The sequence below is a fragment of the Aeromicrobium sp. Root472D3 genome, assembly GCF_001426485.1.
GTDB lineage: Bacteria > Actinomycetota > Actinomycetes > Propionibacteriales > Nocardioidaceae > Aeromicrobium.
In genome coordinates, this window is sequence record NZ_LMET01000001.1 from 895,407 (window position 1) to 918,595 (window position 23,189).

General features: G+C 66.8%; 19 protein-coding genes. 14 read left to right on the forward strand and 5 right to left on the reverse strand.

Annotated elements, in window-relative coordinates; all coding sequences use genetic code 11:
• Positions 1-3,436: 3,436 nt before the first annotated feature.
• Together ASD10_RS04450 and ASD10_RS04455 are read right to left on the reverse strand one after the other, a co-directional pair.
• Positions 3,437-4,657 (reverse strand): site-specific integrase, encoded by a 1,221-nt coding sequence (locus tag ASD10_RS04450; RefSeq protein ID WP_056605236.1) that lies wholly within the window; start codon positions 4,655-4,657, stop codon positions 3,437-3,439.
• The gene (locus tag ASD10_RS04455) at positions 4,647-4,952 is read right to left on the reverse strand and encodes an AlpA family transcriptional regulator (protein ID WP_056605239.1); all 306 of its coding nucleotides are present in this window, start codon (positions 4,950-4,952) and stop codon (positions 4,647-4,649) included. The genes ASD10_RS04450 and ASD10_RS04455 overlap by 11 nt, the downstream gene beginning before the upstream one ends.
• Positions 4,953-5,169: 217 nt before the next feature.
• Here ASD10_RS04455 and ASD10_RS04460 point away from each other — a divergent pair, with 217 nt between their 5' ends.
• Positions 5,170-5,592, forward strand: coding sequence for a hypothetical protein (locus ASD10_RS04460; RefSeq protein WP_056605242.1), 423 nt, complete (start codon positions 5,170-5,172; stop codon positions 5,590-5,592).
• Between the two features lie 230 nt (positions 5,593-5,822).
• The gene (locus tag ASD10_RS04465) at positions 5,823-6,578 is read left to right on the forward strand and encodes a hypothetical protein (protein ID WP_056605245.1); all 756 of its coding nucleotides are present in this window, start codon (positions 5,823-5,825) and stop codon (positions 6,576-6,578) included.
• A 62-nt stretch (positions 6,579-6,640) separates the two neighbouring features.
• Here ASD10_RS04465 and ASD10_RS18665 read toward each other — a convergent pair whose 3' ends face one another.
• Together ASD10_RS18665 and ASD10_RS04470 are read right to left on the reverse strand one after the other, a co-directional pair.
• Positions 6,641-6,835: a hypothetical protein gene (locus tag ASD10_RS18665; protein WP_157432454.1), complete on the reverse strand. Its 195-nt coding sequence runs from the start codon at positions 6,833-6,835 to the stop codon at positions 6,641-6,643.
• Between the two features lie 768 nt (positions 6,836-7,603).
• Positions 7,604-8,386, reverse strand: coding sequence for an SDR family NAD(P)-dependent oxidoreductase (locus ASD10_RS04470; RefSeq protein WP_056605248.1), 783 nt, complete (start codon positions 8,384-8,386; stop codon positions 7,604-7,606).
• Between the two features lie 59 nt (positions 8,387-8,445).
• Here ASD10_RS04470 and ASD10_RS04475 point away from each other — a divergent pair, with 59 nt between their 5' ends.
• From ASD10_RS04475 to ASD10_RS04510, 7 genes are all read left to right on the forward strand, one after another.
• On the forward strand, positions 8,446-9,330 hold the full coding sequence (locus tag ASD10_RS04475) for a helix-turn-helix transcriptional regulator (RefSeq protein ID WP_235501750.1): 885 nt from the start codon (positions 8,446-8,448) through the stop codon (positions 9,328-9,330).
• 1,470 nt (positions 9,331-10,800) lie between these two features.
• Positions 10,801-11,103 (forward strand): helix-turn-helix domain-containing protein, encoded by a 303-nt coding sequence (locus ASD10_RS04480; RefSeq protein WP_056605251.1) that lies wholly within the window; start codon positions 10,801-10,803, stop codon positions 11,101-11,103.
• A 593-nt stretch (positions 11,104-11,696) separates the two neighbouring features.
• Positions 11,697-12,905 (forward strand): helix-turn-helix domain-containing protein, encoded by a 1,209-nt coding sequence (locus ASD10_RS04490; RefSeq protein ID WP_157432456.1) that lies wholly within the window; start codon positions 11,697-11,699, stop codon positions 12,903-12,905.
• Between the two features lie 55 nt (positions 12,906-12,960).
• Positions 12,961-13,281, forward strand: coding sequence for a hypothetical protein (locus ASD10_RS04495; protein ID WP_056605260.1), 321 nt, complete (start codon positions 12,961-12,963; stop codon positions 13,279-13,281).
• A gap of 71 nt (positions 13,282-13,352) precedes the next feature.
• On the forward strand, positions 13,353-13,724 hold the full coding sequence (locus ASD10_RS04500; RefSeq protein ID WP_056605262.1) for a hypothetical protein: 372 nt from the start codon (positions 13,353-13,355) through the stop codon (positions 13,722-13,724).
• 125 nt (positions 13,725-13,849) lie between these two features.
• Complete coding sequence (locus ASD10_RS04505; RefSeq protein WP_056605265.1) at positions 13,850-14,170, forward strand: transcriptional regulator; 321 nt, start codon at positions 13,850-13,852, stop codon at positions 14,168-14,170.
• Positions 14,171-14,510: 340 nt separating this feature from the next.
• Positions 14,511-14,765: a hypothetical protein gene (locus ASD10_RS04510; protein ID WP_056605268.1), complete on the forward strand. Its 255-nt coding sequence runs from the start codon at positions 14,511-14,513 to the stop codon at positions 14,763-14,765.
• A gap of 44 nt (positions 14,766-14,809) precedes the next feature.
• Here ASD10_RS04510 and ASD10_RS04515 read toward each other — a convergent pair whose 3' ends face one another.
• The gene (locus tag ASD10_RS04515) at positions 14,810-15,487 is read right to left on the reverse strand and encodes a GntR family transcriptional regulator (RefSeq protein WP_056605271.1); all 678 of its coding nucleotides are present in this window, start codon (positions 15,485-15,487) and stop codon (positions 14,810-14,812) included.
• A gap of 62 nt (positions 15,488-15,549) precedes the next feature.
• Here ASD10_RS04515 and ASD10_RS04520 point away from each other — a divergent pair, with 62 nt between their 5' ends.
• The 5 genes from ASD10_RS04520 to ASD10_RS04540 all read left to right on the forward strand — a co-directional run bounded on the left by ASD10_RS04520 (position 15,550) and on the right by ASD10_RS04540 (position 23,183).
• Positions 15,550-16,791, forward strand: a complete 1,242-nt coding sequence (locus tag ASD10_RS04520; protein ID WP_056605273.1) for an aspartate aminotransferase family protein — start codon at positions 15,550-15,552, stop codon at positions 16,789-16,791.
• 30 nt (positions 16,792-16,821) lie between these two features.
• Positions 16,822-17,547, forward strand: a complete 726-nt coding sequence (locus ASD10_RS04525) for a haloacid dehalogenase type II (protein ID WP_200938122.1) — start codon at positions 16,822-16,824, stop codon at positions 17,545-17,547.
• 76 nt (positions 17,548-17,623) lie between these two features.
• Positions 17,624-20,440: an FAD-binding and (Fe-S)-binding domain-containing protein gene (locus ASD10_RS04530; RefSeq protein ID WP_369797576.1), complete on the forward strand. Its 2,817-nt coding sequence runs from the start codon at positions 17,624-17,626 to the stop codon at positions 20,438-20,440.
• Positions 20,437-21,930: an NAD-dependent succinate-semialdehyde dehydrogenase gene (locus ASD10_RS04535; RefSeq protein WP_056605280.1), complete on the forward strand. Its 1,494-nt coding sequence runs from the start codon at positions 20,437-20,439 to the stop codon at positions 21,928-21,930. The genes ASD10_RS04530 and ASD10_RS04535 overlap by 4 nt, the downstream gene beginning before the upstream one ends.
• Positions 21,927-23,183, forward strand: coding sequence for an aspartate aminotransferase family protein (locus ASD10_RS04540; RefSeq protein WP_056605283.1), 1,257 nt, complete (start codon positions 21,927-21,929; stop codon positions 23,181-23,183). Before ASD10_RS04535 ends, ASD10_RS04540 begins: the two co-directional genes overlap by 4 nt.
• Positions 23,184-23,189: the final 6 nt, after the last annotated feature.

Sequence of the window (23,189 nt, forward strand, 5' to 3'; positions counted from 1 at the left end):
TCAGCTGGGCCTTGCCGATGTTGGGGCGGACCTCGCCGGCGGCGATGAGCCCCTTCTTGAGGTCGGGGCCGTTCATGGGTCCGCAGGCGTGAAGGAAGTCGACGATGGTCTGCGGCAGCGCCGGTAGCGGACGGGCGAGTTTGGCGCTCTGCTCGATGGCGGCGAACTGGCGGCAGTCGAGCTCCGGGACGAGCAGGAGCTGGTACTCGTCCGGGAAGACGAGGTCGGCCGGGTACGGGGCATCAGCGATGCCTGCCATGCGGCCGCACTCGCACAGCAGGTCGGTGGCGACTTCGGGAACGAGGGTGACGATGCGTGCGGAGTGGCCGGCGGCGCACTGGTACGGGGTGAGCGTGCGCAGGGCGAAAGCTGCAGGTCCGTGGGACTGCACGCTGGGTTGGCGTGGGGTGATGATGTTGCCGTTGGTCGGTTCGCGGTGTGCGAAGTAGTGCGTGAACCTGAGCGACACGGGCGCTACTTCGTCGAGCAGTTCAGCGCCGGTGATGGAGCCTCGTCTGGCGACGAGGTTGGTGGCCAGCTGCCTGAGCGGACGGCTGGTGCTTGCCTGGGTGTTCCAGGTGAACTCCGGGTTGGAGTAGACGCTGGTGACCCAGTCCATGAACGCTGGCTCTTGCCACTGCGGTCCGACCCAGTCGGGCATGGGGTAGTCGCTGAGCTTGTGAGCGATGATGTGGCCGAGTTCGGTGAACGGGGAGCCGCAGATGAGGTCGACGGTTGCCCGGGGGAGGCTGCATGCGACCCGTAGGGTCTCGCCGAGTAGTGCCCGTCCGACGGAGGTTGTGTGGTGGGCGGTCGTGTGGCGGGCGGCGAGGNGTGCGGTGTTGAGGTTGAGCTCGACCGAGCCCGTCCACATGGCACCGCTGCGCGTGAGCCGGAAGTTGGTGAGCACGGTTTGGAGGGCTCGGTAGACCTCTTGAGAGACGCGGTCGCGGCCGTGGAGGTTGGTGAGGGCGGGTAGCCACACGTCGGTCGTGACGTCGAAGGTCTCGGCGGCGAGGTTGGTTGGTGCGAGCTCCCTCTGAAGCTCGGCGGCCTTGTTGTCGGATGCGTCGGCGTCCGCTCGCAGCTTGCGGTCGGCTTCGAGCAGGAAGTCGCGCTGGTGGTCGTCGATGCCTGTCTTGGTGCTGTTGTTCAGGGCCTCTGCTGCCCGGGCGCGCGAGTCGGCGGCGCGTTTGCGGTGCGCGTCGATGGTCTGTTGGCGGTGGTCGGCGATGCGCAGGGTGTGGGCGGACGCGAAGAGTCTGTGGTCCGGCTTCAGGATGCCGTCCGCACCGTCTCGAACGGCTTGGGCGAGCGCGGGGAGCATGTTGCGGTGCACCTGGTCGCGGGTGAACTGCGCGACGGTCAGACCGCCTATGGACTCCGAACGGAGTCGACGTCGCACGGCGTACATGTCGCCGAAGATGCGCATCTCGTAGTGGTGGGTCTTGTCCGTCCACGTGCGCCCGGTGAACGTCGTCACGATGCCTTTGGCCCTGGACCCGGAGCGTGCGGCGACGGTGGCCGAGTCGACGCCTGCCAAGTACTGGGCTGGCTTGATGGCCGCCAGCAGGTTCCAGTCTCGGGACTGTGCCTTGATGAGCTCGTGGACCGGTCGGGGCGCTTTGACGTTGACGGTGGTGTTTGCGGAGCGGTTGCGGGCTGCGCTCTCGAACTGGGCAAGGACTTCAGGTTCGGCCCAACCGCCAGGAGGACGCTCGATGCTGACGAGCATCTGAAGCTCTCCAGGGTCGTTGTCGTCGTCGTCTTGCCGGGACACGGGGGTGCCCACAAGCTCATCGGTCCCGCGGTAGTCACCCTCGAAGCGCCAGAGGTACTCGCCGGACAGGAAGAGCGGTGCCCACCCGTACAGGACGTTGACTGCTGCGGTCGGGTTCCTGGCGGCCCCGATGGGCCCGTTGCGGTTGGTCACCCCGAGCTCGGAAAGGATGTCGACCTTGAGGCTGTCAGGGATGTCGGCCGACAGGGTCACCATCATCTCGCGGACCAGGTCCTTGGCCCCGGGGTCCGCCACGAGCTCGCGGTCTTCGGTCAGGGTGTGCCCCAAGGGAACGGACACCCTGCCGATGGGCCACCGTCCGGCGTTGATGCCGCCGATGCGCCCCGTTGCCATGCGGCCGACGATGGCGTCGCGCTCCTGCGCGGCGGCCCAGAACAAGAAGTTGAGGAACATGTACGACATGGGTGCGAACGCGCCGGTCAGGTCGAAGCGTTGGTTCGCGATGCAGATGTGGTCGACGTTGCGCGCCAGGTTGCCTAGGAACAGGTGTGCCTGNATGGTGCTGATGAGGATGGTCGTGAACGGGTTGACGTAGTCGTCGTTGCCTACCTCGACCTCCTTGGCCGCCGATGTCTGCGCCCACAGGTGCCAGTAGCCGCCGTAGTGGAACAGGCGGGCGGTCGCGTCGCTCTCGCGAATTTCTTCGACGTGGACCTTGATGGTGTCGGTCGACCCGTCCTGGTTGACCTGCTCGACCTCGAACTCGTCTTGGAAGAGGGGCGCGAGGCCAACCTGACGGATGGCTTCGACGGCAGGGATGTGTCGCGCATTCTGGTACGTCTGGTCGCGCATCGACTCGAACTGTTCAAGGCTCTTGTTGGTCGACTCGCGGACGATGAACAGTCCCTCCGCGCGTGTGGAGGAGAGGCTGAGACGGTCGGCGTCTGCGCCTTCGGCGTAGGGGGTCTTGCTGAAGTACTGCGCGGCCACGTGCATGTCAGGGGCCTCGGGCGCCGTCGTTGTCATGGTGTTCCTCGGAGTGTTGAGGGGTAGGACCTTGTCGCACCAGAGCCATCCACGCTCGCGCGAGGAGCTCTACGACGACAGGGTCTACCTGCGGGTTGAGTCGGTCAGCCACCACATGACTGTAGTTTCCAAACGACATTTGTTCTAGGTGGGCTCTCGACGACTTCAGGGCAACAACACATGAAAGTGGTTGGGCTAGCGAAGTAGCCGAAGCCGTCGAGCAGTTATGTAGTTGTAGTGCTGTTGCGAGGCTGACGGTGCCGGTCCCTGAACGCCGTGCAGGGAAAAGGCGCTGTTCCGGGGGCCTCCTTGTGCTGTGCCGGTTGGTGGCGTCTAGCTCGGGTCCCCATCCCTGGGGAACTCGAGGTGACATCTGACGCTGGCTGGCAGTTCGACGGCCTCATCCGGGCCTACCTTTTTGCGGCCTGGGTCGGGGGCGGGGGGCAACTGGACGACCTCGTCGAGGAAGTCGGCAAGGTCTTGGCTGGTCACGCGAATGGGGGTCACATGTTGCTAGCGTGCGCATGCCTTTTCGCGTGACAGTGCCCGTGGCGACTTTTGGTCGACCAACTTTCCGGAGGGCTCGCACGGGCGTCTGCGCCTGTTGTGGAGGCTTGCCGCGGAGCCGCACTGCCGAGCTTGTGCTCGGGCAGTGCGGCCCCATTTGGGTTACGCGCTACGGGTGACGCCGGGAAGTAGGGCGGTCGTCTCTTGTGCCCGGGTGACGTCGTTGGTGTGGCGTTCGACGTACATGTCCTGGGTGATGCTGGGCCGGGAGTGGCCGAGCCATTCGGACACGGCCTTCAGGTCGAGCCCGTATCCGCCGGCGTCCTTGGGTGCGAGCGAGTAGGACGCATACGCGTGGCGGAGCCAGTGGAATGTCCAGTCCCAGTCGCAGCTGGACAGTGCTCGTCCGGCGAGGTATCCGGCTCGGTCCGCCCAGGAGGTGGTCGAGCGATGGCGGGGGAAGAGCCACCCGTGCTCGGGGTCTGTCTCGGGTCGCTTGAGCGAGTCCTCGATGAGGGTTGCTGCGATGGGGGCGATGGCCGACCACATGAGGGCGGTGCGCGTCTTGTTGCCCTTGGGCAGGCGTGCGGCTGGCCAGGCGGTCGCCCGGTCGAGCTGCGCGTTGACGTTGACTTCGCCGGTCCTGAGGTTGATGGAGTCGTGGCGTAGGGCGAGAAGCTCGTTGATGCGCATGCCGGTTCCGAGGGCGAGCATGACGAGCCGGTACCCGTAGCCGGGGTAGTGCTCCTCGAACGCGAGCGCGAACTTCTCGACGTCGGCGAGGGTGGGGCACTGTTCGAGGGTGACGTTGTGGTGCCGGCTTGGGTCCGGGGCGCTGTTGCGGGCACGGGTCACGATGCTCCGCCGGGCTCGGGGTTCGCCGAAGGGTTCGGCGATGTCGAAGTAGCCCCGCTCGAACGCGAACGTGGTGAACGCGTTCAGGGTGCGGGCGACGGCCTTGATGGTCGGCTTGGACGCGTCGTTCTTCGTGGCGTGGTCGAAGATAGCCGCCCAATGGCGCAGTTCGACGTCGATGCACCGGGTTGCGCCGATGTCGGCCGGCACCCACTTGTTCCAGTTCGACTTGTACTGCGAGATGGTCCCTGACGGGCGGTTGTTCTCACGCATCCAGATGAGCATGGCCTGGAAGCTCTGGTCGAGGGTGGTGCGCGCTTCAGGCGCGGCGCCCTGGATGCGAGCGAGCCTCACGCGGAGCTTGACCGCGACCGCTTCGGCTTCCTCGACGGTCCTGCACCGCTGGAGGGTGCGCTTGCCAGCGCCTGGGCGGCCTCCGGTCCAGTAGCTGATGCGTCCGTCCTTGTAGACGCGGACAGGGTCGTTGTCGGTGCGAGTGGGCCGTTTGCGGCGCTTGTCAGTGGACACGTGCGACTCCCTTCGTCCGAGCGGCAGGTGCCGGGGCGGGGGCCTCGGCAGCCGCGGGGGCAGCGGTGACGGCGGTGTCGGTGATGGCGGTGCCGACGCGGGACGGGAGCTCGACCCAGGCGTGGATGGTCTCGTACGTCCAGCGGGGGCTCGTCCCCAGCATCCTGGGTGCGGGGAAGGTGGGGTCGTCCTGGCGGAGGTCGCGCAGGTGTCGGACGCTGCAGCGCAGCATGTGGGCAACGGCCTCCAAGTCCAGCGTCTGGGCTGGCTTGGTGTTCGCGGGGGTGCGGGTCATGCAGGCATACGTGCTGGGGCTTTCTCGCCCATCAGTGCTCGAGGCCGTTTTCGTGAAAACTTTTTTTGAGAGGGCGCAGTGACGTCCGTGACCGCCTGGTGTGATCGTGCGGTGCGTGTGCATGGTGCTGCTCCGGTAGACGGGATTAGTGACAAACGCATAGTGTCCGATGGAAACGACAGTCGTCAAGAGGTCTACACGGAAGAGGTGTGCGTCGATGATCGGACCCGGTGAGCAGCAGCAGGCCTGGCGCGAGAGGCACTTCCGCGAACTGGTCGCGTCGGGTGTTCACGACGCGGAGTCGCTGAGACTGCTGCGCCATGACGTGAGCAAGGCAGTGACGGCAGCTTGGGTGGCGGAGCAGGGTTCACGCCTTCTGGTCGTACCGCTGGGCGGCGGCCAAGCGTTCCCGGCGTTCCAGTTCGATGAACGTGGCGAGCTGCGTACCGAGGTGTCCGGGCACGTGAAGGCGTTGCGGGAAGCTGACCTTGGTCCGTGGCAGACGTGGTCGTGGCTGGTGTCGCCGTCGGGGAGCTTGTCTGGTGGTGTGCCTGCGGAGATGGCGGCGTCGCATCCGGTCCGGGCGGCGAAGGCGGTCCAGCGGATGGTCGACCAGCTGCTTGGGCCGTGGGCTTACTGAGCGGTAGAGCTTTGCGATGTTGCGTTCTGAGGTGTTGTCCCCTGTCGATCGGTGAGGGCTGTCCGGTGTTTCGCAGCGCCCGGGGTTGTCAGGGGCTGGCGTTACGTTGGGGTCATGTGGACGCGTAGGTGGGTGGGCGGAACTGATCTGACCGCCTTCGTGTCCGTTATCGAGGCACGTCGGGGCTGGTTGCTGTCGGTTATGCCTCCGGCGCCGAAGGGAGCGGCCCGGTGAGTGAGGTGCAGTCGTTCAAGTCGAGGACCATCGACATGATGACGGGGCATGCGTCACTCGTGGTGGGCGGCCTGTTCACCGCTTTGGTGGCGTTGCGGGTGCTTGCAGTCGCGGGGTACGACACGGTCACCGCGTTCGCGGTCCTGCAGAACGTGGGTGTCGGTTCTGTTTTGCTGGCGATGGTGATCGCGGTGATGCCGGCGGTGGCGACTGTGATCGCGGCGGTCTGTGCTGCCTCGGCGATGTTCGTGCCGGTGTGGCGACGGCAGCTGCTGTACGTGGCGGCCGTGCTGGGGGTGTTCGCGTTGGTCGCGGCCCCGGTGACGATGGTCGTTGCCATGGTGCTGACGGTGGCTCTCTTCGCGTTCCGGGAGCGGGAGCATTCCGGGGCGCCTCCGAAGGCGGGTCGGTTGTCCCGCCCGATCGCGACGGTCCGGAACGTGGGGAGGCCGTTGGTAGGTGTCGGGTTCGTAGTGATGTTGCTGATGAGCAGTCAGGCGTGGTTGGCGCCCGAGATCGTCTCGGACCAAGAAGGCGCCGTTCGGGTCGGCTATGTCCTGTCGAACGGGCAGCAGCCTGTGATGTTGGAGCTGGGCTCGCGCATCGTGGTGTACCTGGACAGCCCGCTGGAACATCGGCAGGTGTGCAAGCCGACACCTTCCGTGCTTGGCGGACGTAACCTGCTCAGCTTCATCGACCGGGGACGTCACGCGTACCCGTCGTGCGACGCTCCAGCCAAGCCGAAGGCCTGACCCGCACAACGTGGCTGCGACCCGGTTTCGCAGACGGCCTGCGGCAGCGTGATGCCTAGTATTCAGGAGTCGGTCACAGGCGGAGCCGACCCGTCTGGTCGGTGCTCGACCAGCCTTCCTCCGGCGTCCAGCGCCACTGTCGTGAAGCCTTCAGCCGCCAGGTCTAAACCGAAGGTCGCCTGCTCAGCGAGGGCTTGGACGCGTGCTCCTATGTCGGCGTTGAGTGCGGAGCGCTCCCCGTCGGTCAGTTCGCTCATGGGAAGCTCACCCGCTGCGGCGGCTGCGACGCGTGTGCGGTCGACTGGGTCCGGAACGTCGGTCATCGGACCTACCCGCGCAGGAAGAGGTTGGCGGCGGCGCTATGCAGGGACGCGATGGCCAGATGAGCAGGTGCGTCGTCGACGGCGGTGATCGCAGCGACGAGCAGGGCGTCGCCAGGCGAAGCTGCGACGGCGTGATGACCGGGCCCTGTCAGTCGCAGGAAGGCTGACGAGTCAATGACTGAGGCTGTACCGGGGTGCTCAGGTTGGGTGACGACGACAGTGGCCCCTAGGGGTGTCAAGGTCACGGGCCCAGGCACCCACTGCAGGAACGACAGAGCGCTGGCAACTGGCACGCTGCCGCGCAAGCGCATACGCGCGCTTGTCACGACCATGACGGGCTTTGCCGGATGCGTCATTCCGAGGACCAACCTGACCTATGGGACCGTAAGTGTAGACCACTACACTTCGCGTGGGAAGGGGTGTTGGCAACGCGCATCAGCCTGAGGGCGGGCGCGGCCGCGTCGCCCTGAAGACCCTCGCCGCCTGGCCTGTTCGGCACATGGTGTTGAGGCACGGGGTGAATGGCGCACAACCAAGAGCGCGTCCTTCCAGGCCACCGCACGTTGGTGGCGTGACGTCGGCCGGCCTCCTCAGCACACTGGGCAACGACCTTCCATCGGTACCCGCCGCGGCCCTCGGCGTGGGCGCGTCGGGTCATCAGCGGGGCCGCCTGGGCGAATGTCGGGGACGCGCCGGCGTCGGTCAGGCTCCCGCGCCGCCGTCAACCGGGATGATCGCTCCGGTCACCATCGACGCGCGGTCGCTGAGCAGCCACGCGGCTGCCTCGGCGACCTCGTGCGGCTGGGCCATCCGTCCCAGCGGGATCGAGGCGATGATGTGAGCCGTCACGCCCGGTGTCGCCGTCTCCCACTCGTCGATCATCTCCGTGGCGGTGCCGCCCGGCGTGATGCCGTTCACGCGGATGCCGTGGGGTGCCCAGTTCACGGCGGCGGTCTCGGTCAGGCTGTTCAGCGCCCGCTTCATGGCGCCGTAGGCCGGAAGAGCCGGATTGGCCCGCCGGCTGCCGATGCTCGAGGTGTTGACGATCGCGCCCCCTCCAGACCGGCGCATCAGCTCCATCTCGGCCGTCATGGCGGTCCAGTGCGCCCGGAAGTTGATCGCGAACTGCTCGTCGATGTCGTCGTCGGTCGTGGAGTCGACAGGACCCGGCGAGCGCTGTCCGGTGCCGGCGTTGTTGAAGGCCGCGTCGAGCCGCCCGTGGATCTCGTCGACGTACGCCACGGCAGCGCGGATGGAACCAGGGTCGGCCAGATCCATGGTGACGGCGCTGGCGGAGCCGCCCCCACGACAGATCTCGTCGACGACGGCGTCGAGCGACGCGGTGCTCCGGGCGGCCAGGACGACCGAGGCACCCTCCCGGGCGAACAGGCGGGCCGCGGCGGCGCCGATGCCGCGGCTGGCGCCCGTGACGAGGACGATCTTGTCCGACAGCAGGCCGATGGGGTGTGCGGTTGAAGAAGTCATGCCGCCAGTCTCGGCAGGCACGACGTCCCGAGGCAGGCACAGCCGGTACTACCCTCCGCATGCAGCCCGGCGGCACACTGGACGGCATGGACAAGCACGAGCTGGCCGCCTTCCTGCGTAGTCGGCGCGAGCGGCTGCACCCCGAGGACGTGGGCATGCCGTCCGGTCCGCGTCGCAGGACCCCCGGTCTGCGACGCGAGGAGGTCGCGGTCCTCGCGCACATCTCCACCGAGTACTACGTGCGCCTGGAACAGGCGCGCGCCCCGCGTCCGTCCGGTGAAGTCCTCGCATCGATCGCCGCGGCACTGCATCTGACCGACGCGCAGGCCGATCACCTGCACGTCCTGGCCGGCGTCGCCCCCACCCGTACCGCTGTGCACCGACGCGACGTGCGCCCCAGCATCATGACGCTCCTGGAACGGCTTCCGGCCACGGCAGGATTCGTGATGTCCGCAGCCTTCGAGGTGCTGGCGTGGAACGAGCTCGCCGGGGCGCTGATGGAGGACTTCGCCACGCTCGAGTCGGACGAGCGCAACCTGGCCCGACGGGCGTTCCTCGACGGGCACTCCACCGGCACGCCGCTGTTCGGCCTCGAGGACGTTGCGTCGTTCCGGCACCACGTCGTGATGGAGCTGCACGCGACGCTCGGCCGCTACCCGTCCGATCCGGCTGTCCGTGCCCTGGTCGACGACCTGCGTGAAGGCAGTGGCGAGTTCGCTCGCTTGTGGGAGCAGCACGACGTCCAGGCCCGGCCCGCACTCACCAAGACCTTCCGACACCCGGTAGTCGGGCCCGTCACCGTCGACTGCGACGCCCTGACCCTGCCGGACCGCGACCAGCACCTGGTGCTCTACACGGCCGCCCCAGGATCTCGGGACGCCGAGATCATGCAGCTGCTCGCCGTCCTGGGGCCGGACCAAATGCACAGCACCCGCAGCACGTAGCGGCCGCGATCACAAGCAAGAGCAGGTCGAGCTCACCCTCGCGACCTGGTCGGCAGATGGTGCTGCGCACGGGATGTCCGGACGCACGACCTCTGGGTCGAGAAAGACCTGAAACACAAAGACCGCCGCTCACCCATGTCAGGTGAGCGGCGGTCTTGTTCGTGCTGAAGCACCCCCAGATCAACACCGTTGGCCGAACAGGGCCGCCTGGGGGGGGGGGGGGGGGGGNCGTGTCTGATCGGACGAAGAACCGTGCGTGCGTGATGCTGTAGTCCCACCGCGACGGGGTCGGCTTCGGGGCGCGGTATAGAGGCACCTCGATGTGCGCGCTTCTGGTCGAGTTCGCGAGGGGCAACGTCAATGTCAGCGTGACCTTCTGGCGGTTGTGCAGGCGGGCGGCAACATCGGCAAGGGCTGTGTCGCGTTCCGCGTCCAGGCGAACGGCGTCGTTCCCGAGGACCTGCAGACCGCTGCCAGAGATGTAGGCGACGGATCCGATCGGGTCTCGAGGTGGTGGGAAGCCGGTGGGTGAGGCCTGCGTTCCGGGTACGACGCGTGACGGCCCGTCGAGGCGTAGCTGATCGCTCAGGTTGAAGCCCAGGTCCCCGACCTGAAGCACCGCCTTCCAGCGGTGTTTGGGGAGCGTGCAAGGTCCTGTGGCTTCCAGGTAGAGGTTCAGGTGGACCGTCATGGTCACGCGGTCGGGGATCTTGACCACCTTCGCGCTGTCGGTCGCCTGATCGAAGACGACGGACCCGCCGAAGCACTCCAGCCGCGGTACTTGAGCCTCTTCGACGACTGCTCGCAACAGTTCGCTCCGGCGTGCTGAGCGTGTCCTGTTTCCTGAACGCCAAGGCACTTCGCGTTCGACGCCCTGGCCGTCGGTGTTGACCAGGTAGGGCGCCCGGTTTGTGTCAAGGACGAGCGCGTGGACCACGCCGCCAGACACGGGCACTGCCAGGTGGGTGTGTTCGGGTGCGAGCTCGTCGAAGCACCGTTCGACCTTGGGCCACCAGTCGGCCATCTCGGTCGAAGTGGTCGGCACCACTGCCTGTTTCTTCTCGTCGAGACCGATGAGCCACAAGATGGTGTCGCCGCCAGCCTGGTTGGCATGTCCGGCCATCTGCCGGGCCGTCTTGCGGTGCTCCTTCGGCCAGTCGGCCTTCAGCTCGACCCTGTCGTCCTCGAAGGGGGAGCCCGTGGTCACGCGTTCGACAACTTCAAGGGCCCAGGCCTCGATCTGCTGATGCCGCATCAGGAAGCGGCCGCACCCGACGGCGCCGGCGCCAGGTGGGTTGCCTGCGGGTCGCGCTGTTCAAGCATGGGCTGAACCTACGGGACGCAGGGCGCTTCTGGAAGCAACCTGCTCGGCAGGTTCTGCGATCGGGACCCGGCCCGCAATGGTCATTAGCGGATGACGTCCCGCGAGCCTCCGAACGTGTAGTGGTCTATACGGACTGAACTTCGAGAGTGCCCTCCCGCCGACAAAACCGCGCTGGCGCCAGGGATGGCGTCATCTCGGCCGAGCTCGAGGCGACGCTCCTGAAGGACGCGCACGCTCTTAGGTCGATGGTTGAGGCAGTCGACCGCATCCAGGCGGTGAACGACTTCTTCGCGCAGCTGGACCTAGAGCTCGAGCAGTTCGCGGACGTCCGCCTCGAGGCGGTGCGCGAGTTGCGGAGCCAGGGGTGGTCCTACGACCGCATCGCCCGGGAGACGGGCTTGTCGAAGGCGCGTGTGGCGCAGCTGGTCAAGGAGATCCGCCGAGGCTGACGGGCTCCGTCTACCTGCAGGAGTGCGGCGACAATGCCGCACCGTTCCTGGGTGGCCGTCGCGATGGGGTGCTGTGTTCGCCGCTGCTTGCGCGGTACGTTCGACGATCAGCCGACAGGTGAGGACACTTCATGACCGAACACGACGCGCGCCCCCTCGAGGAGCGGGTTTTCGACGAGATCTCTGAGCAGCTGGAGGCTCTGGACCCTGGACTAGCTCCCGCTGTCGCCGAGGGGTCGTCGACTCCTAGCGAGAGCGAGTTGGATAGCCGTCGGCTTCGGCTGCAGGCGGACTTGGCGACGGTGAAGGCGCACTGGCGGACGGCGGATGGTGTTCGCGGAGACGGGGCAGGCATCACCTCCTGCCGGGTGTGCGGTCAGGACCAGCCGTGCGACACGGTCAAAGTACTCGCGTCCGACTACAACGTTCGGTAGAGCAAGGTCCTGTAGGGCCGGTGACGCGCCGGCACTTCCGGAGTCCGTCGGCGCGCCTGGGCCCGCCCAGACGCTGACCGTCGAGACTGGCCGACCGAAGCCCGGTGACGGCTTCGGCGAGCTGCCTGCTTGTGCGGTCATCGCCGCTACCGTGTGCTGATGGTCTTCACGCCGCTGCACAGAGAACTAGGTCTTGAACCGTCCGACCTGACCCTGGACCTCCTTCACGCAGCTGTCGAGCATGGGGTGCGCGAACTGGACGATCTGGACTGGAAGAAGGCCCTGCCGGTCAAGGAGCGACACGAGGAGTTCGCGAAGGACGTAGCCGCGATGGCGAACTCCGGCGGCGGCATGCTCGTGTTCGGAGTTCAGGAACGCGATGATCGGACCTCCGCCGCGGGCGCCCTTGTCGGCGTCGACGCATGGAACGACAACGAGGAACGCCGCTTGCGTCAGGTGGCGTACTCCGTCCTGCAGCCGCCAGTCCACGGGTTGTCATTTCGCGAGCTGACTGATGGTGACGTTCGCGCGGTCGCCCTGACGGTCCCAGCCAGTTCTGACGCACCGCACTTGGTGTGGTCGCGCGACAAGTTCACCGCCCCGATCCGGTACGGCGCGCAGACCGAGTACATGAACGAGCGCCAACTTGAGGACGCCTACGCGGCCCGCCGGCAAGCACGCACTGACCTCGCTACCCGCCTGCAAGACGCCGCGACGAACGCCGTCCTACCGCTGGCAACACGACCGCAGGTGTGGTTGTCCCTGACCGCCGCACCGACCACGCCGCGACCCTCCTACCTGCCCCGCCTGACCGAACGCGAGTTCAGCACGATGGTCTCGAAAGCGCTGGTGTGGAACCCGTTCGTCGTCGTCTCGCCCACCGGCGTCGGCATCGAGCCCCGTCCCAGGTATAGGCGTTGGACAACCACTGACTCCTTCCAGGGCGTGAGCGAGCGAGCGGTCGAAGTCCATGACGACGGAACGATGGTCTACGCGGTCGCGCTCCATCAGCCGCCCGACGCTCAAGAGCTCGACGTTCACCCCAAGGCGCTCCACGAAGCCCCCGCGGCCGCCGTGTGGCTGCTGCGACACGTCAGCGCCGCCCTCAACCCCAGCTCGAACTACGTCCTCCGCGTCAACCTGCACTCGGACGCTTGGCCCGTGTACTTCCGGACGTACGAGCGCTCTCGACTGGCGCGGCGGCACAGCCCCGTCGTCCGCTTCGAGCCCGTCGAGCTCACCATCGACCCGCAGATCACGAAGCAGCGCCTGCTCGACCTCGTGAGGACTCTGGTCGCCGACATCATCAACCAAGGCGGAAGCGAGCAGCCGTCCAACATCTACCTCCACCGGACGATCAGCGACTGACACGCGCGTGACGGCACGCTGTACAAGCGTCCGAAGTGTCTGCTAGAAACGACACATGGTGAACAGGGTTGGCGGCGTGCGGGGTGCGGCCGCAGTCGGCCTGACGCCCGACCTCCGCGCGGCACTCGACGATCTGATCGACCGAACTGCTGCCGGCGCGGACCCCGCTCAAGTGGTCCGCACGGTCGGTGGCGTCCTGCGCGACGTCAACCACCACCTTGACGGTCTCCGACGCCTTCGCCTAGACGCCATCGCGGCACTTCGCGACGGCGGCTCCAGCCACGCTGACATCGCGACCAGTACTGGTTTGAGCAGGACTCGAGCCGCGCAGCTCGCGCACGCAGCAGCGCATCGCATGCGCGACACCGCGAACTGACACGCCGTGATGCGCACGAGAGGCGGGACTGTCGCCTACCGTGTAGACCACTGTACTTCGGAGGTGCCGTGATGCGCGATCGTCCCTTCAACTTTCACCAGGTCCGGCATCGGTCGCAGATGCCCGGGCGAAGCCACGACGCCGCCGCTGAGCGGAGGCAGGCACAGCCGAAGTTCGACTTGTCCGTGTTCGGCCAGGACCGGTGGTGGGTAGACGCGGACGGCGTCACGTTCGCCATCTCCTCGCTGCACATCGACGACAGGCGCGATCTCGCAGCGTGGCTCTACAGGCATGCGACGTACTTCCACACCCAGGTCATGTTCCTGGAGGTGTCCGAGGCCTTCCGTAACGACCGTGGGGTGATGCCGGCCAGCGTCACGCAGACGGCGAAGGTGTGGCTCGCCGGGACCCCTCTGATGCGTGCGCTGGAAGAGGACACCTGATGATGGGCGGCCGGCGCCGGGGCTGCGAGCCAGAATGTCGCAGCCTCGTGGTTATCTAGTGGTCTACACCCGGGGCTGTGCGTTGAAGAAGACGCTGGCGCCGCTGACCGGACTAGGGTGATGTCGTGCGTAGAACCTTCGGTTCCAAGGCGCCACGTGAGTGGCTTGTTGACGGAGCATGGCCGGATGGGCAGTTCGACTCCGAGGCCCCGGACGTCCTCGCGCACGCCGTCGCAGTCTCGGTGGCGCTGTCGACTGCTCTGGAGGGGCGCAACAAGTCCGAGGTCGCGCAGGCGGCTGACATCCGCCGGTCGACGCTGTACGACATCCTTGCCGGCAACACCTGGGCCGACATGGTCACCCTCGCCAAGCTCGAGGCATGCCTGGCCACGGCGCTGTGGCCGCGGGAACCGGCACCAACGTTGAACCGCAACGACGGCGCCTGAGCGTGTCGCGACGAGGTTGACGCATCCTGGTTTCCGATGCCCGGGTCCTCGCCCCCGTCTCAGGGCGGCCTCTCCCGGTGCCGTCAGGCACTCGTATCTGGTCCTTCGCGAGCATCCGCCTCCGCCAACGATGCAACGTCTCGTCGGCCGCAGCTGCCACGGCTTCGTGCTTCCTGAGGCCTCCGGTAAGCGTCAGCAGGTGAGCGCCAGACGAGCTGAAGACGTGGTGCGGATCCTTCTAGTTGGGCGCGTCGGGCTTTCCGCTACCTCTTAGCCGAGAGTGGGCAGCTCCTCCTTCAAGACGGGGCTGACGCCTGCGCACCCCTTGTAAGGTCCAGACGTGATCGAGTTCAACCGCGGCTGGTCTTCTGAGGGTCCGCCGCCCTCGCGCAAGGAGTCGGCGGTGTACGCGGTGCTCTGCGCGCTGTTCGGTGCCGTCATGATCGGTTTCGCGGTGTCCGCAACGATGGACGGTGCCAAGGGGCGGGTTGCGATCAGCCTGGCCTGCGCGGCCATGTTCTTGGTTCAAGTGCCGTACTTCACCACGCAGGCAGCGGCTCCTGCGCAGCCTGAGGACCCCAAACCTGACGCCTAGTCACAGGACTGCTGAAGACCGGACGCCGAGCCTCCGATCGTCCGTCAACTACCGGCTTCTCGGGCCACCAGAATGTCGCACACGCGGTGCGCGTTGTGGTTGACGTGGGTGAAGATCGCCTCGGCCGCTGCCTTCGGGTCTCCACTCTCGATGGCGGCCAGGATGCCTGCGTGCTCCGATACGATCGTGGACGGGTCGTCGTACTCCCGAGTCTCCTTGGAGAGCACGGTCAAGTAGTAGCGCAGCTCGGTCGTCAGTTCGTTGTAGAAGTCGTTGATCCTGGAGTTCCCGAGCAGAGCGACGATGGACGCGTGAAAGGCGAGGTCTGCCGTCACAATGTCCTTCACGCGGTGCGTGTCCGCCGCACGCGTGAGCGCGTTGAGCGCTTTGCGGAGGTCGCCTAGGTCCTCCGGGCGACGCGGCTCGTGCACGGCCGCCGTCTCCAGCTGCAGGCGTGCGTCGTAGAGCCCCATGACGCTTTCGGCGGTGGGTGCGATGACGACCGCACCGCGATTGACCTCGTAGTTCACGAGGCCGCCCAACTCGAGGATGCGAACCGCCTCGCGCACAGTGTTGCGAGAGATCTTCAGATCCGTCGCGATGGCGCTCTCTCGAAGACGCGTCCCTGGGCTGAAGTGTCCGGACATGATGAGGTCGGACAAACCTTCCGCGACCTGCTGCGCAGCCGTCGTCCGGCGAACTGCGATATCAAGAGAAGACATGTCGTCAGGCTACGCCGAAATTGGTCTTGCGTCGAGCAGTTGAACTGTCCTACAGTTCCCACATGACCGATCGCGCCCTCTGGCATGGACAGGCTCACATGCCCACGTCCCAAGCCCACCGACTCACCATCAAGGGCGGCGAGGGCGCTTGGTTGACGACCAGCGATGGGCAACGACTGCTGGATGCGACGGCCAGCCTCTGGCACGCCAACGTCGGGCACGGCAGGGAGCGCATCGCACGTGCAGCCTACGAGCAGATGAAGACGTTGGAGACGTACCACGTGTTCGGACGCTTCGCGAACGAGCCGGCACTGGATCTTGCAGACCGGCTTGCCGACATCGGACCGATCGACGGCGGACGGGTGATGCTTACCAGCGGCGGCTCGGACTCCATCGAACTCGCCTGCAAGCTGGCGCGACGCCACTGGCAGCTCGAGGGCAAGCCTGAGAAGACGACCATCGTCAGCAGGGAGACGGCTTACCACGGGCTGCACGGCTACGGCACCAGCATCGCCGGCCTTGAGTACAACCGCGACGGGTACGGCAGCCAGTCCCTGATCCCCGAGACGCTCCGCATCCCTGCCAACGACATCGCTGCCGCAACGGCGATGCTCACGGCCCACGGCACGGACAACATCGCCGCCATCGTCTTCGAGCCGGTCATCGGCACCGGTGGGATCGTCGGCCCCGCCGACGGATACCTAGCAGGCTTGCAGGCCTTCGCCCGCGCCAACGACATCCTGCTGATCGTGGACGAGGTCATCACCGGCTTCGGCCGCGTCGGCACCTTGTTCGCCTGCGAGCGTTACGACATCCGTCCGGACATGGTCGTGATGGCCAAGGGCCTGACGTCCGGCTACGCCCCCCTCGGCGCGGTGTTGGTGTCCCCGCGCATCGCGGACAGGTTCTTCGACGGCGCGGACGCGCCGATGTTCCGGCACGGCCTCACCTACTCCGGGCACGCCACCGCTTGCGTCGTCGCGCAGGAGAACCTCGACATCATCGAGGAAGAAGGCCTTGTGGAGCAGTCCGCCCACCTCGAGAACGTGCTGGCTCGAGCCGTTGCACCGCTCGCCGACCACCCTCTCGTGGCCGAGGTCCGCTCGGGGTCGGCCTTCCTCGCGGGCATCCAGATCGTCCCCGACGTCAAGGGCGACGACGTGGCCTTCGAGTGCGTCCGTAGAGGCGTGCTGACACGGACGATCCACGCCAACACGCTGCAGATCTGCCCCCCGTTCGTCGCCACAGAGGCGGAGGTCGAGCTCATCGCCACGACCATCGCCGAAGCGCTCGACTCCATCTGACGTCAAGACCACACCGCCCAAGGAGCACCTGTGACCATCAACCTCGCCGACTACGACGCGCTCAGCTTCGACTGCTACGGCACCCTGATCGACTGGGAGGCCGGCATCGCCGCTGTCCTCTCGCCCTGGGCCGCCGAGCTCGGCCTCGACAAGTCGGACGAGGACCTGCTGCTCGCCTACGCGGACAACGAGGCTCAGGTCGAAGCAGAGCACGGGGACTGGCTCTACTCGAAGGTTCTCGCCGAAGCGTTCCGGCGCACAGGTCAGGTGCTGGACGCACCCGTTAGCGACGAGTGGGCCGACAAGCTCGGCGGATCCGTCCCTGACTGGCCGGCCTTCGAGGACTCTACAGAGGCCCTCACGAAGCTCGCCGAGGACTACCAGTTGATCATCCTCTCCAACGTCGACCGGACGAGCTTCAAGGGCTCGAACGACCGGCTGAAGGTGACCTTCGACCGCATCATCACGGCTGAGGACGTCAAGGCCTACAAACCTGCCCCGCAGCACTTCGAGGAGCTCGACGTCGCCCTGAAGGAAATGGGCATCCCGCGCGAGCGACTCCTGCACGTGGCACAGAGCCTGTTCCACGATCACGTCCCCGCGAAGCGTCACGGCCTGCCGTCGGTCTGGATCAACCGGCGCCACAACCGTCCCGGATGGGGCGCAACCCCCGAGCCCTCAGCTGAGTTCTCGTACGACGCCGAGTACCACTCCATGATCGACTTCGCAGAAGCGGCTCACGCCGCCAAGCACTGAGATGACGGGGACTCTTGCAGCGTCCCCGGACACAGATGTCCGGGCGCGCCTCACCGCGGCCTGCCCGGACATCCTCATCGACACCTCGGTTGCCAGCCGAGCGATGTACTCGTACGACGCCTCGAACTACCGTGTGTCACCGCTCGCGGTGGCCTTCCCGTCCAGCGTTGAGGACGTGCAGACGCTCCTGCGCGCCTGCCACGAGCTGGCGGTACCGGTGACCGTGCGCGGCGGCGGCACCAGCATGGCCGGCAACGCGATCGGCGAGGGGCTCGTCATCGACGTCTCGCGAGGGTTGCGCAACATCGTCGACATCGACCTCATCGCCAAGACAGCGGTCGTCGAGTCTGGCGTCATCCTCGACGACCTCAACCGCGAACTGGCTGCCCACGGTCTGGCGTTCGCGCCCGACCCGTCCTCGAAGTCACGCGCCACCATCGGCGGAATGCTTGGCAACGACGCGTGCGGCAACCACTCGGTCCGCTGGGGCAGAACGTCACGGCACGTCGTCGGCGTCGACGTGCTCCTCGCCGACGGCACCATGCTGCGCATCGGACAAGACGGCATCACCCCGGTCCACCGACGTGACGCAGCAGCCTACGAACGCGCTGCCGCTCTGGAGTCCGAGCTGCGAGCGATGACCCAAGACAACCTGGCGATCATGCGCACCGAGCTCGGCCGCATCGGGCGCCAGGTCTCCGGCTACCACGTCGACCAGATGCTGCCGGAGAACGGGTTCAACGTGGCGCGAGCCCTCGTCGGGACCGAAGGGACATGCGCGATCATCGTTCGCGCGACCGTCCAGCTAGTCGAACCGCCGGCGGCTACGAGCCTTCTTGTTCTCGGCTACGCGGACGTGGTCGATGCGGCTACCGACGTGCCCTTGATCCTGCCGTTCGAGCCGACCGCGACCGAGGGCATCGACGACGCGATCGTCGCGACCATGATCGCTAGGCGAGGCGCAGACTCCGTGGCAGCCCTCCCGGAAGGTCGCGCCTGGCTGTACGTCGAGCTCGACGGTGCGACGCAGCAAGAAGTCCACGTCAAGACCGAGAACCTGCTCCAGGAGCTCCGCGAGGCCGGCCGGCTGCTGGACGGGTTCGTCGTCGACGACCCCGACCAGCGAAAGTCGCTATGGCGAGTGCGCGAGGACGGTGCAGGACTGTCCACCCGACCGGACGTCAACACCCAGACGTGGGCGGGGTGGGAAGACGCCGCAGTCGATCCGCACGTCCTCGCTGACTACCTGCGCGACTTCAAGGTTCTGACAGCCGAGTACGGGCTCTCCGGCGTTCTCTACGGGCACTTCGGCGCGGGATGCGTGCACGTGCGCCTCACCTTCGACATCGCCACGGCCGAAGGGCGCGACCACATGGTCAGCTTCGTCCACGCCGCCGCCGAGCTCGTTGTCCGGCACGGCGGGTCCCTGTCGGGCGAGCACGGCGACGGACGCGCCCGCAGCGAGCTGCTCAGCACGATGTACAGCCCGCAGATGCTCCGACTTTTCAGACGCTTCCGCCAAGCGTTCGACCCGGACGGGCTTCTGAACCCAGGGATCATCGTCGACCCGCGCCCGCTCGGAGAAGACCTCCTGCCTCTCAGTACAGAAGGCTTCGTTGAAGCCGGCGGTCGTGACCTCCTCTTCACCTACCCGCACGACGGTGACTTCGGGTCAGCGGTGCAGCGGTGCGTCGGCATCGGCCGCTGTCGCAGCGACCACGGGGGGTTCATGTGCCCCTCCTACCGCGCGACGCACGACGAGAAGGACTCCACCCGCGGCAGGTCTCGCGTCCTGCAAGACATGGTCAGCGGGGCACTGGGCAAGGACGGATGGTCATCCGACGCCGTCCACGACGCCCTCGACCTGTGCCTGTCATGCAAGGCGTGCTCGTCGGACTGTCCCGTCGGCGTCGACATGGCGACCTACAAGTCGGAAGTGCTCCAGCAGAAGTACCGCCGCAAGCTCCGGCCGGTGTCGCACTACTCCCTCGGTTGGTTGCCACGATGGATCGCCATCACCGGGCGCATCTCAGGCCCGGTCAACGCCCTCCTTGCCGTGCGACCGATCCGCCTTCTGGCGATGCGACTCGGCGGGGTCACGACGGCACGTCGCCTGCCACGGTTCGCTTCAGCACGTAAGGCGCGCCTGACAGCCAGCGACGCGAACGCCGACGTCCTGCTCTTCGTCGACAGCTTCACCAAGGGGTTCCGCCCAGACCTGGTTCAGCACGCCGAGACCGTCCTTCGCGCTACGGGAACGACGGTCGGAGCCGCACCGGCAGGTTGCTGCGCCCTCACCTGGACGACCACAGGGCAGCTGACGGCAGCACGCCGGATCCTCACCGAGACCGCGCGCGTCCTCGACGAGTCTGGCGATGCGCCGATCGTGGTCCTGGAGCCCAGCTGTGCAGCCGCGCTGAAGAAGGACCTCCCCGAGCTGGTTCCGACCGACGCGGCGCGTCGTGTGTCGGCGCGCGTGATCACGTTCGCGGCGGCAGTCGACGCACGACTCGATGCCGGCTGGCAACCGCCCGTCCTGCCCGACTCGGTGCTCACGCAGACGCACTGCCACCAGCACGCCGTCTTCGGAGCCACCAGCAGCACCAAGGTCATGAACAGGCTCGGTATGAAGACCGTGGACGTCGAGGGATGCTGCGGACTGGCCGGCAACTTTGGCTTCGAGGCACAGCACTACGAGACCTCCATGGCCGTCGCAGCCCACGACCTTCAGCCCAAGATCGAGGCGCTCAACGGCGGCATCGCGGTCGCCGATGGCTTCAGCTGCCAGACCCAGATCTCACACGTGTCGGACAACGGCGTCCGAGCACATCACCTTGCCGACGTTCTCCACGCGGCACTGACTGACAATAACCCCCAGGAGGGCGCTTCATGACCATCGTCGACCACACGCACACGGGAAGGTCAGCCCTGGCCGCAGTGCCGACCGACCTGCTCATCGACGGGACCTGGCGGCCAGCGTCCGACTCCGCCCGCATGGACGTCATCAACCCGGCCACCGAGCAGGTCATCACCCAGGTCGCCGACGCCTCGCTCGTCGACGTCCAGGCAGCCGTTGCCGCGGCCGTGAAGGCGCAGGCCCCATGGGCCGCCACCGCCCCTCGAGCACGTTCGGAGATCCTCTACCGCGCGTACGAGGAGATGATGCGCCGTCAGGACGACCTGGCCCTCATCATGACGTCCGAGATGGGCAAGCCCTTCGCCGAGGCCAAGGGCGAAGTCGCCTACGCGGCCGAGTTCTTCCGCTGGTTTGCGGAAGAAGCGGTCCGCATCGACGGCGGCTTCAGCCAGCGTCCCGACGGCACGTCACGCACCATGGTCCTGCGCCAGCCCGTCGGCCCTTGTCTACTCCTGACACCATGGAACTTCCCGGCCGCCATGGGATCTCGCAAAATGGGCCCCGCAATTGCTGCCGGTTGCACCATGGTGCTCAAGCCCGCACCGCAGACCCCTTTGACGAGCTTGGCCCTTGCGCAGATCCTGCAGGACGTCGGTCTGCCCAAGGGCGTGCTGAACGTGGTGACCACATCACGGGCAGCCGAGGTCATTGAGCCGGTCCTAACTGGCGGCGACATCCGCAAGCTGTCATTCACCGGGTCCACGGCTGTCGGCAAGACCCTGCTCGCCCAGGCGGCCAAGCAGGTCGTCCGTTGCTCGATGGAGCTCGGAGGGAACGCCCCCTTCATCGTCATGGCCGACGCCGACATGGACGTGGCAGTCGAGGCGGCGATGCAGGCAAAGATGCGCAACATGGGGGAGGCCTGCACCGCAGCCAACCGGATGTTTGTCCACTCCTCCGTCGTCGACCAGTTCGCATCGCGCCTCGCAGAGCGCATGGGCGCCCTGAAGGTCGGCAACGGGATGGACGACGGCGTCCAGGTGGGACCCATGATCGACGCCGCCAGCCGCGACAAGGTGCTGCGACTGGCGGAAGACGCCATCCAGCGCGGCGCTCGCGTCGCGGGCGGAGGAAACGCTTCCGGCGGCACCGGCTTCTTCGTCGAGCCGACTGTCCTCACCGACGTGAAGCCCGGCTCCGACCTGCTGTCGGCCGAGATCTTCGGCCCCGTCGCTGCGATCCAGACCTTCGAGACCGTCGACGAAGTCCTGGCGATCGCCAACGACACCGAGTGGGGGCTGGTCGGCTACGTCATCACCCAGGACGTCGACCTCGCCTTCGAGATGAGTGAGCGGCTCGAGGTCGGCATGATCGGCCTGAACACCGGACTGGTCTCCACCCCGTCGGCACCGTTCGGCGGTATCAAGCACTCAGGACTGGGCCGCGAAGGCGGCCGCCTAGGCATCGAGGAGTTCCTCGACGTCAAGTACATCGCCATGCCCATCCGAGAGCGAGGCCGCGCATGAGCGCATCCCTGTCCCCCCTTCTTACCCCCGCCACCCCCGTGGTGGTCGACTACGGCGCCGGAAGCTACGTCTACGACGCTGACGGCCGTTCCTGGCTCGACTTCACGACCGGGATCGGTGTCACCAGCACGGGCCACTGCCACCCAGCAGTCGTCGCCGCGGCGCGCGAGCAGGTCGGGAAGCTCATCCATGGCCAGTTCACCACCGTCCGACACAACCCGATCCTGCGCCTCACAGAAATGCTCGGAGACGTGCTGCCGACCGGGTTGGACAGCGTCTTCTACGCCAACAGCGGCAGCGAAGCCGTCGAGGCAAGCCTGAGGCTCGCCAGGATGGCAACGGGCCGCAACAACATCATCGCGTTCCAAGGCGGCTTCCACGGCCGCACGTTCGCCGCGGCCACCCTGACGACAGCCGGCACCAAGTTCCGCACCGGCTTCGGGGCACTCGTGCCCGGTGTCTACTCCGCGCCCTTCCCGTACGCCCTGCGTTACGGGTGGGACGAGGAGACCGCGGTCGACTTCGCGCTGCAGGAGCTCGACTTCTTGCTGAGCACCACGTCGGCCGTGGTCGACACGGCGGCATTCATCATCGAGCCAGTCCTCGGCGACGGCGGATACCTGCCCACACCGGTGCGCTTCCTGCAGGGACTGCGCGAACGCGCGGACCAGCACGGCATCGTGCTCATCATCGACGAGGTCCAGACCGGTGTCGGCAGGACAGGAACCTTCTGGGGCCACGAGCCCTCGGGCATCCTCCCGGACATTCTCATCACTGCCAAGGGGATCGCGAGTGGCTTCCCCATTTCCGCCATCGCCGCTTCGACGTCGTTGATGTCCAAGGCGTGGCCCGGTTCGCAGGGAGGCACGTACGGCGGCAACGCAGTGTCGTGCGCTGCGGCGATCGCGACCCTCGGGGTCGTCGAGTCCGAGGGCCTGGTGCAGAACTCCGCGGCCCAGGGCGAGCGACTCATCGCCGGGCTCCGCGAGGCAGCCGCATCGGTCTCGACGATCGCCGACGTGAGGGGACGTGGCCTCATGATCGGCATCGAGTTCACGGACCCTGACGGCACCCCGAGGCCCGACCTCGCAGCCGGCTCCCAGCAGGCCGCCATCGACGAAGGTTTGCTGCTGCTCACATGTGGCACGCGCGGGAACGTCGTCCGCTTCATCCCGCCGCTCATCGTCACATCGGAGCAGGTCGACGAGGGCGTCGCCGCCTGGTCGAAGGCAGTCGCCGCAGCCGGAGCATGACGCGCT

Excerpts from the sequence above, each read along its gene's own strand:
- ASD10_RS04535 (WP_056605280.1), top strand. The coding sequence starts at position 20,437 with ATGACCATCGTCGACCACACGCACACGGGAAGGTCAGCCCTGGCCGCA.
- ASD10_RS04455 (WP_056605239.1), bottom strand. The coding sequence starts at position 4,952 with ATGACCCGCACCCCCGCGAACACCAAGCCAGCCCAGACGCTGGACTTG.
- ASD10_RS04500 (WP_056605262.1), top strand. The coding sequence starts at position 13,353 with ATGCGCGATCGTCCCTTCAACTTTCACCAGGTCCGGCATCGGTCGCAG.
- ASD10_RS04520 (WP_056605273.1), top strand. The coding sequence starts at position 15,550 with ATGACCGATCGCGCCCTCTGGCATGGACAGGCTCACATGCCCACGTCC.
- ASD10_RS04515 (WP_056605271.1), bottom strand. The coding sequence starts at position 15,487 with ATGTCTTCTCTTGATATCGCAGTTCGCCGGACGACGGCTGCGCAGCAG.
- ASD10_RS04490 (WP_157432456.1), top strand. The coding sequence starts at position 11,697 with ATGGTCTTCACGCCGCTGCACAGAGAACTAGGTCTTGAACCGTCCGAC.
- ASD10_RS04475 (WP_235501750.1), top strand. The coding sequence starts at position 8,446 with ATGCAGCCCGGCGGCACACTGGACGGCATGGACAAGCACGAGCTGGCC.
- ASD10_RS04495 (WP_056605260.1), top strand. The coding sequence starts at position 12,961 with ATGGTGAACAGGGTTGGCGGCGTGCGGGGTGCGGCCGCAGTCGGCCTG.
- ASD10_RS04540 (WP_056605283.1), top strand. The coding sequence starts at position 21,927 with ATGAGCGCATCCCTGTCCCCCCTTCTTACCCCCGCCACCCCCGTGGTG.
- ASD10_RS04470 (WP_056605248.1), bottom strand. The coding sequence starts at position 8,386 with ATGACTTCTTCAACCGCACACCCCATCGGCCTGCTGTCGGACAAGATC.
- ASD10_RS04460 (WP_056605242.1), top strand. The coding sequence starts at position 5,170 with ATGATCGGACCCGGTGAGCAGCAGCAGGCCTGGCGCGAGAGGCACTTC.
- ASD10_RS18665 (WP_157432454.1), bottom strand. The coding sequence starts at position 6,835 with ATGAGCGAACTGACCGACGGGGAGCGCTCCGCACTCAACGCCGACATA.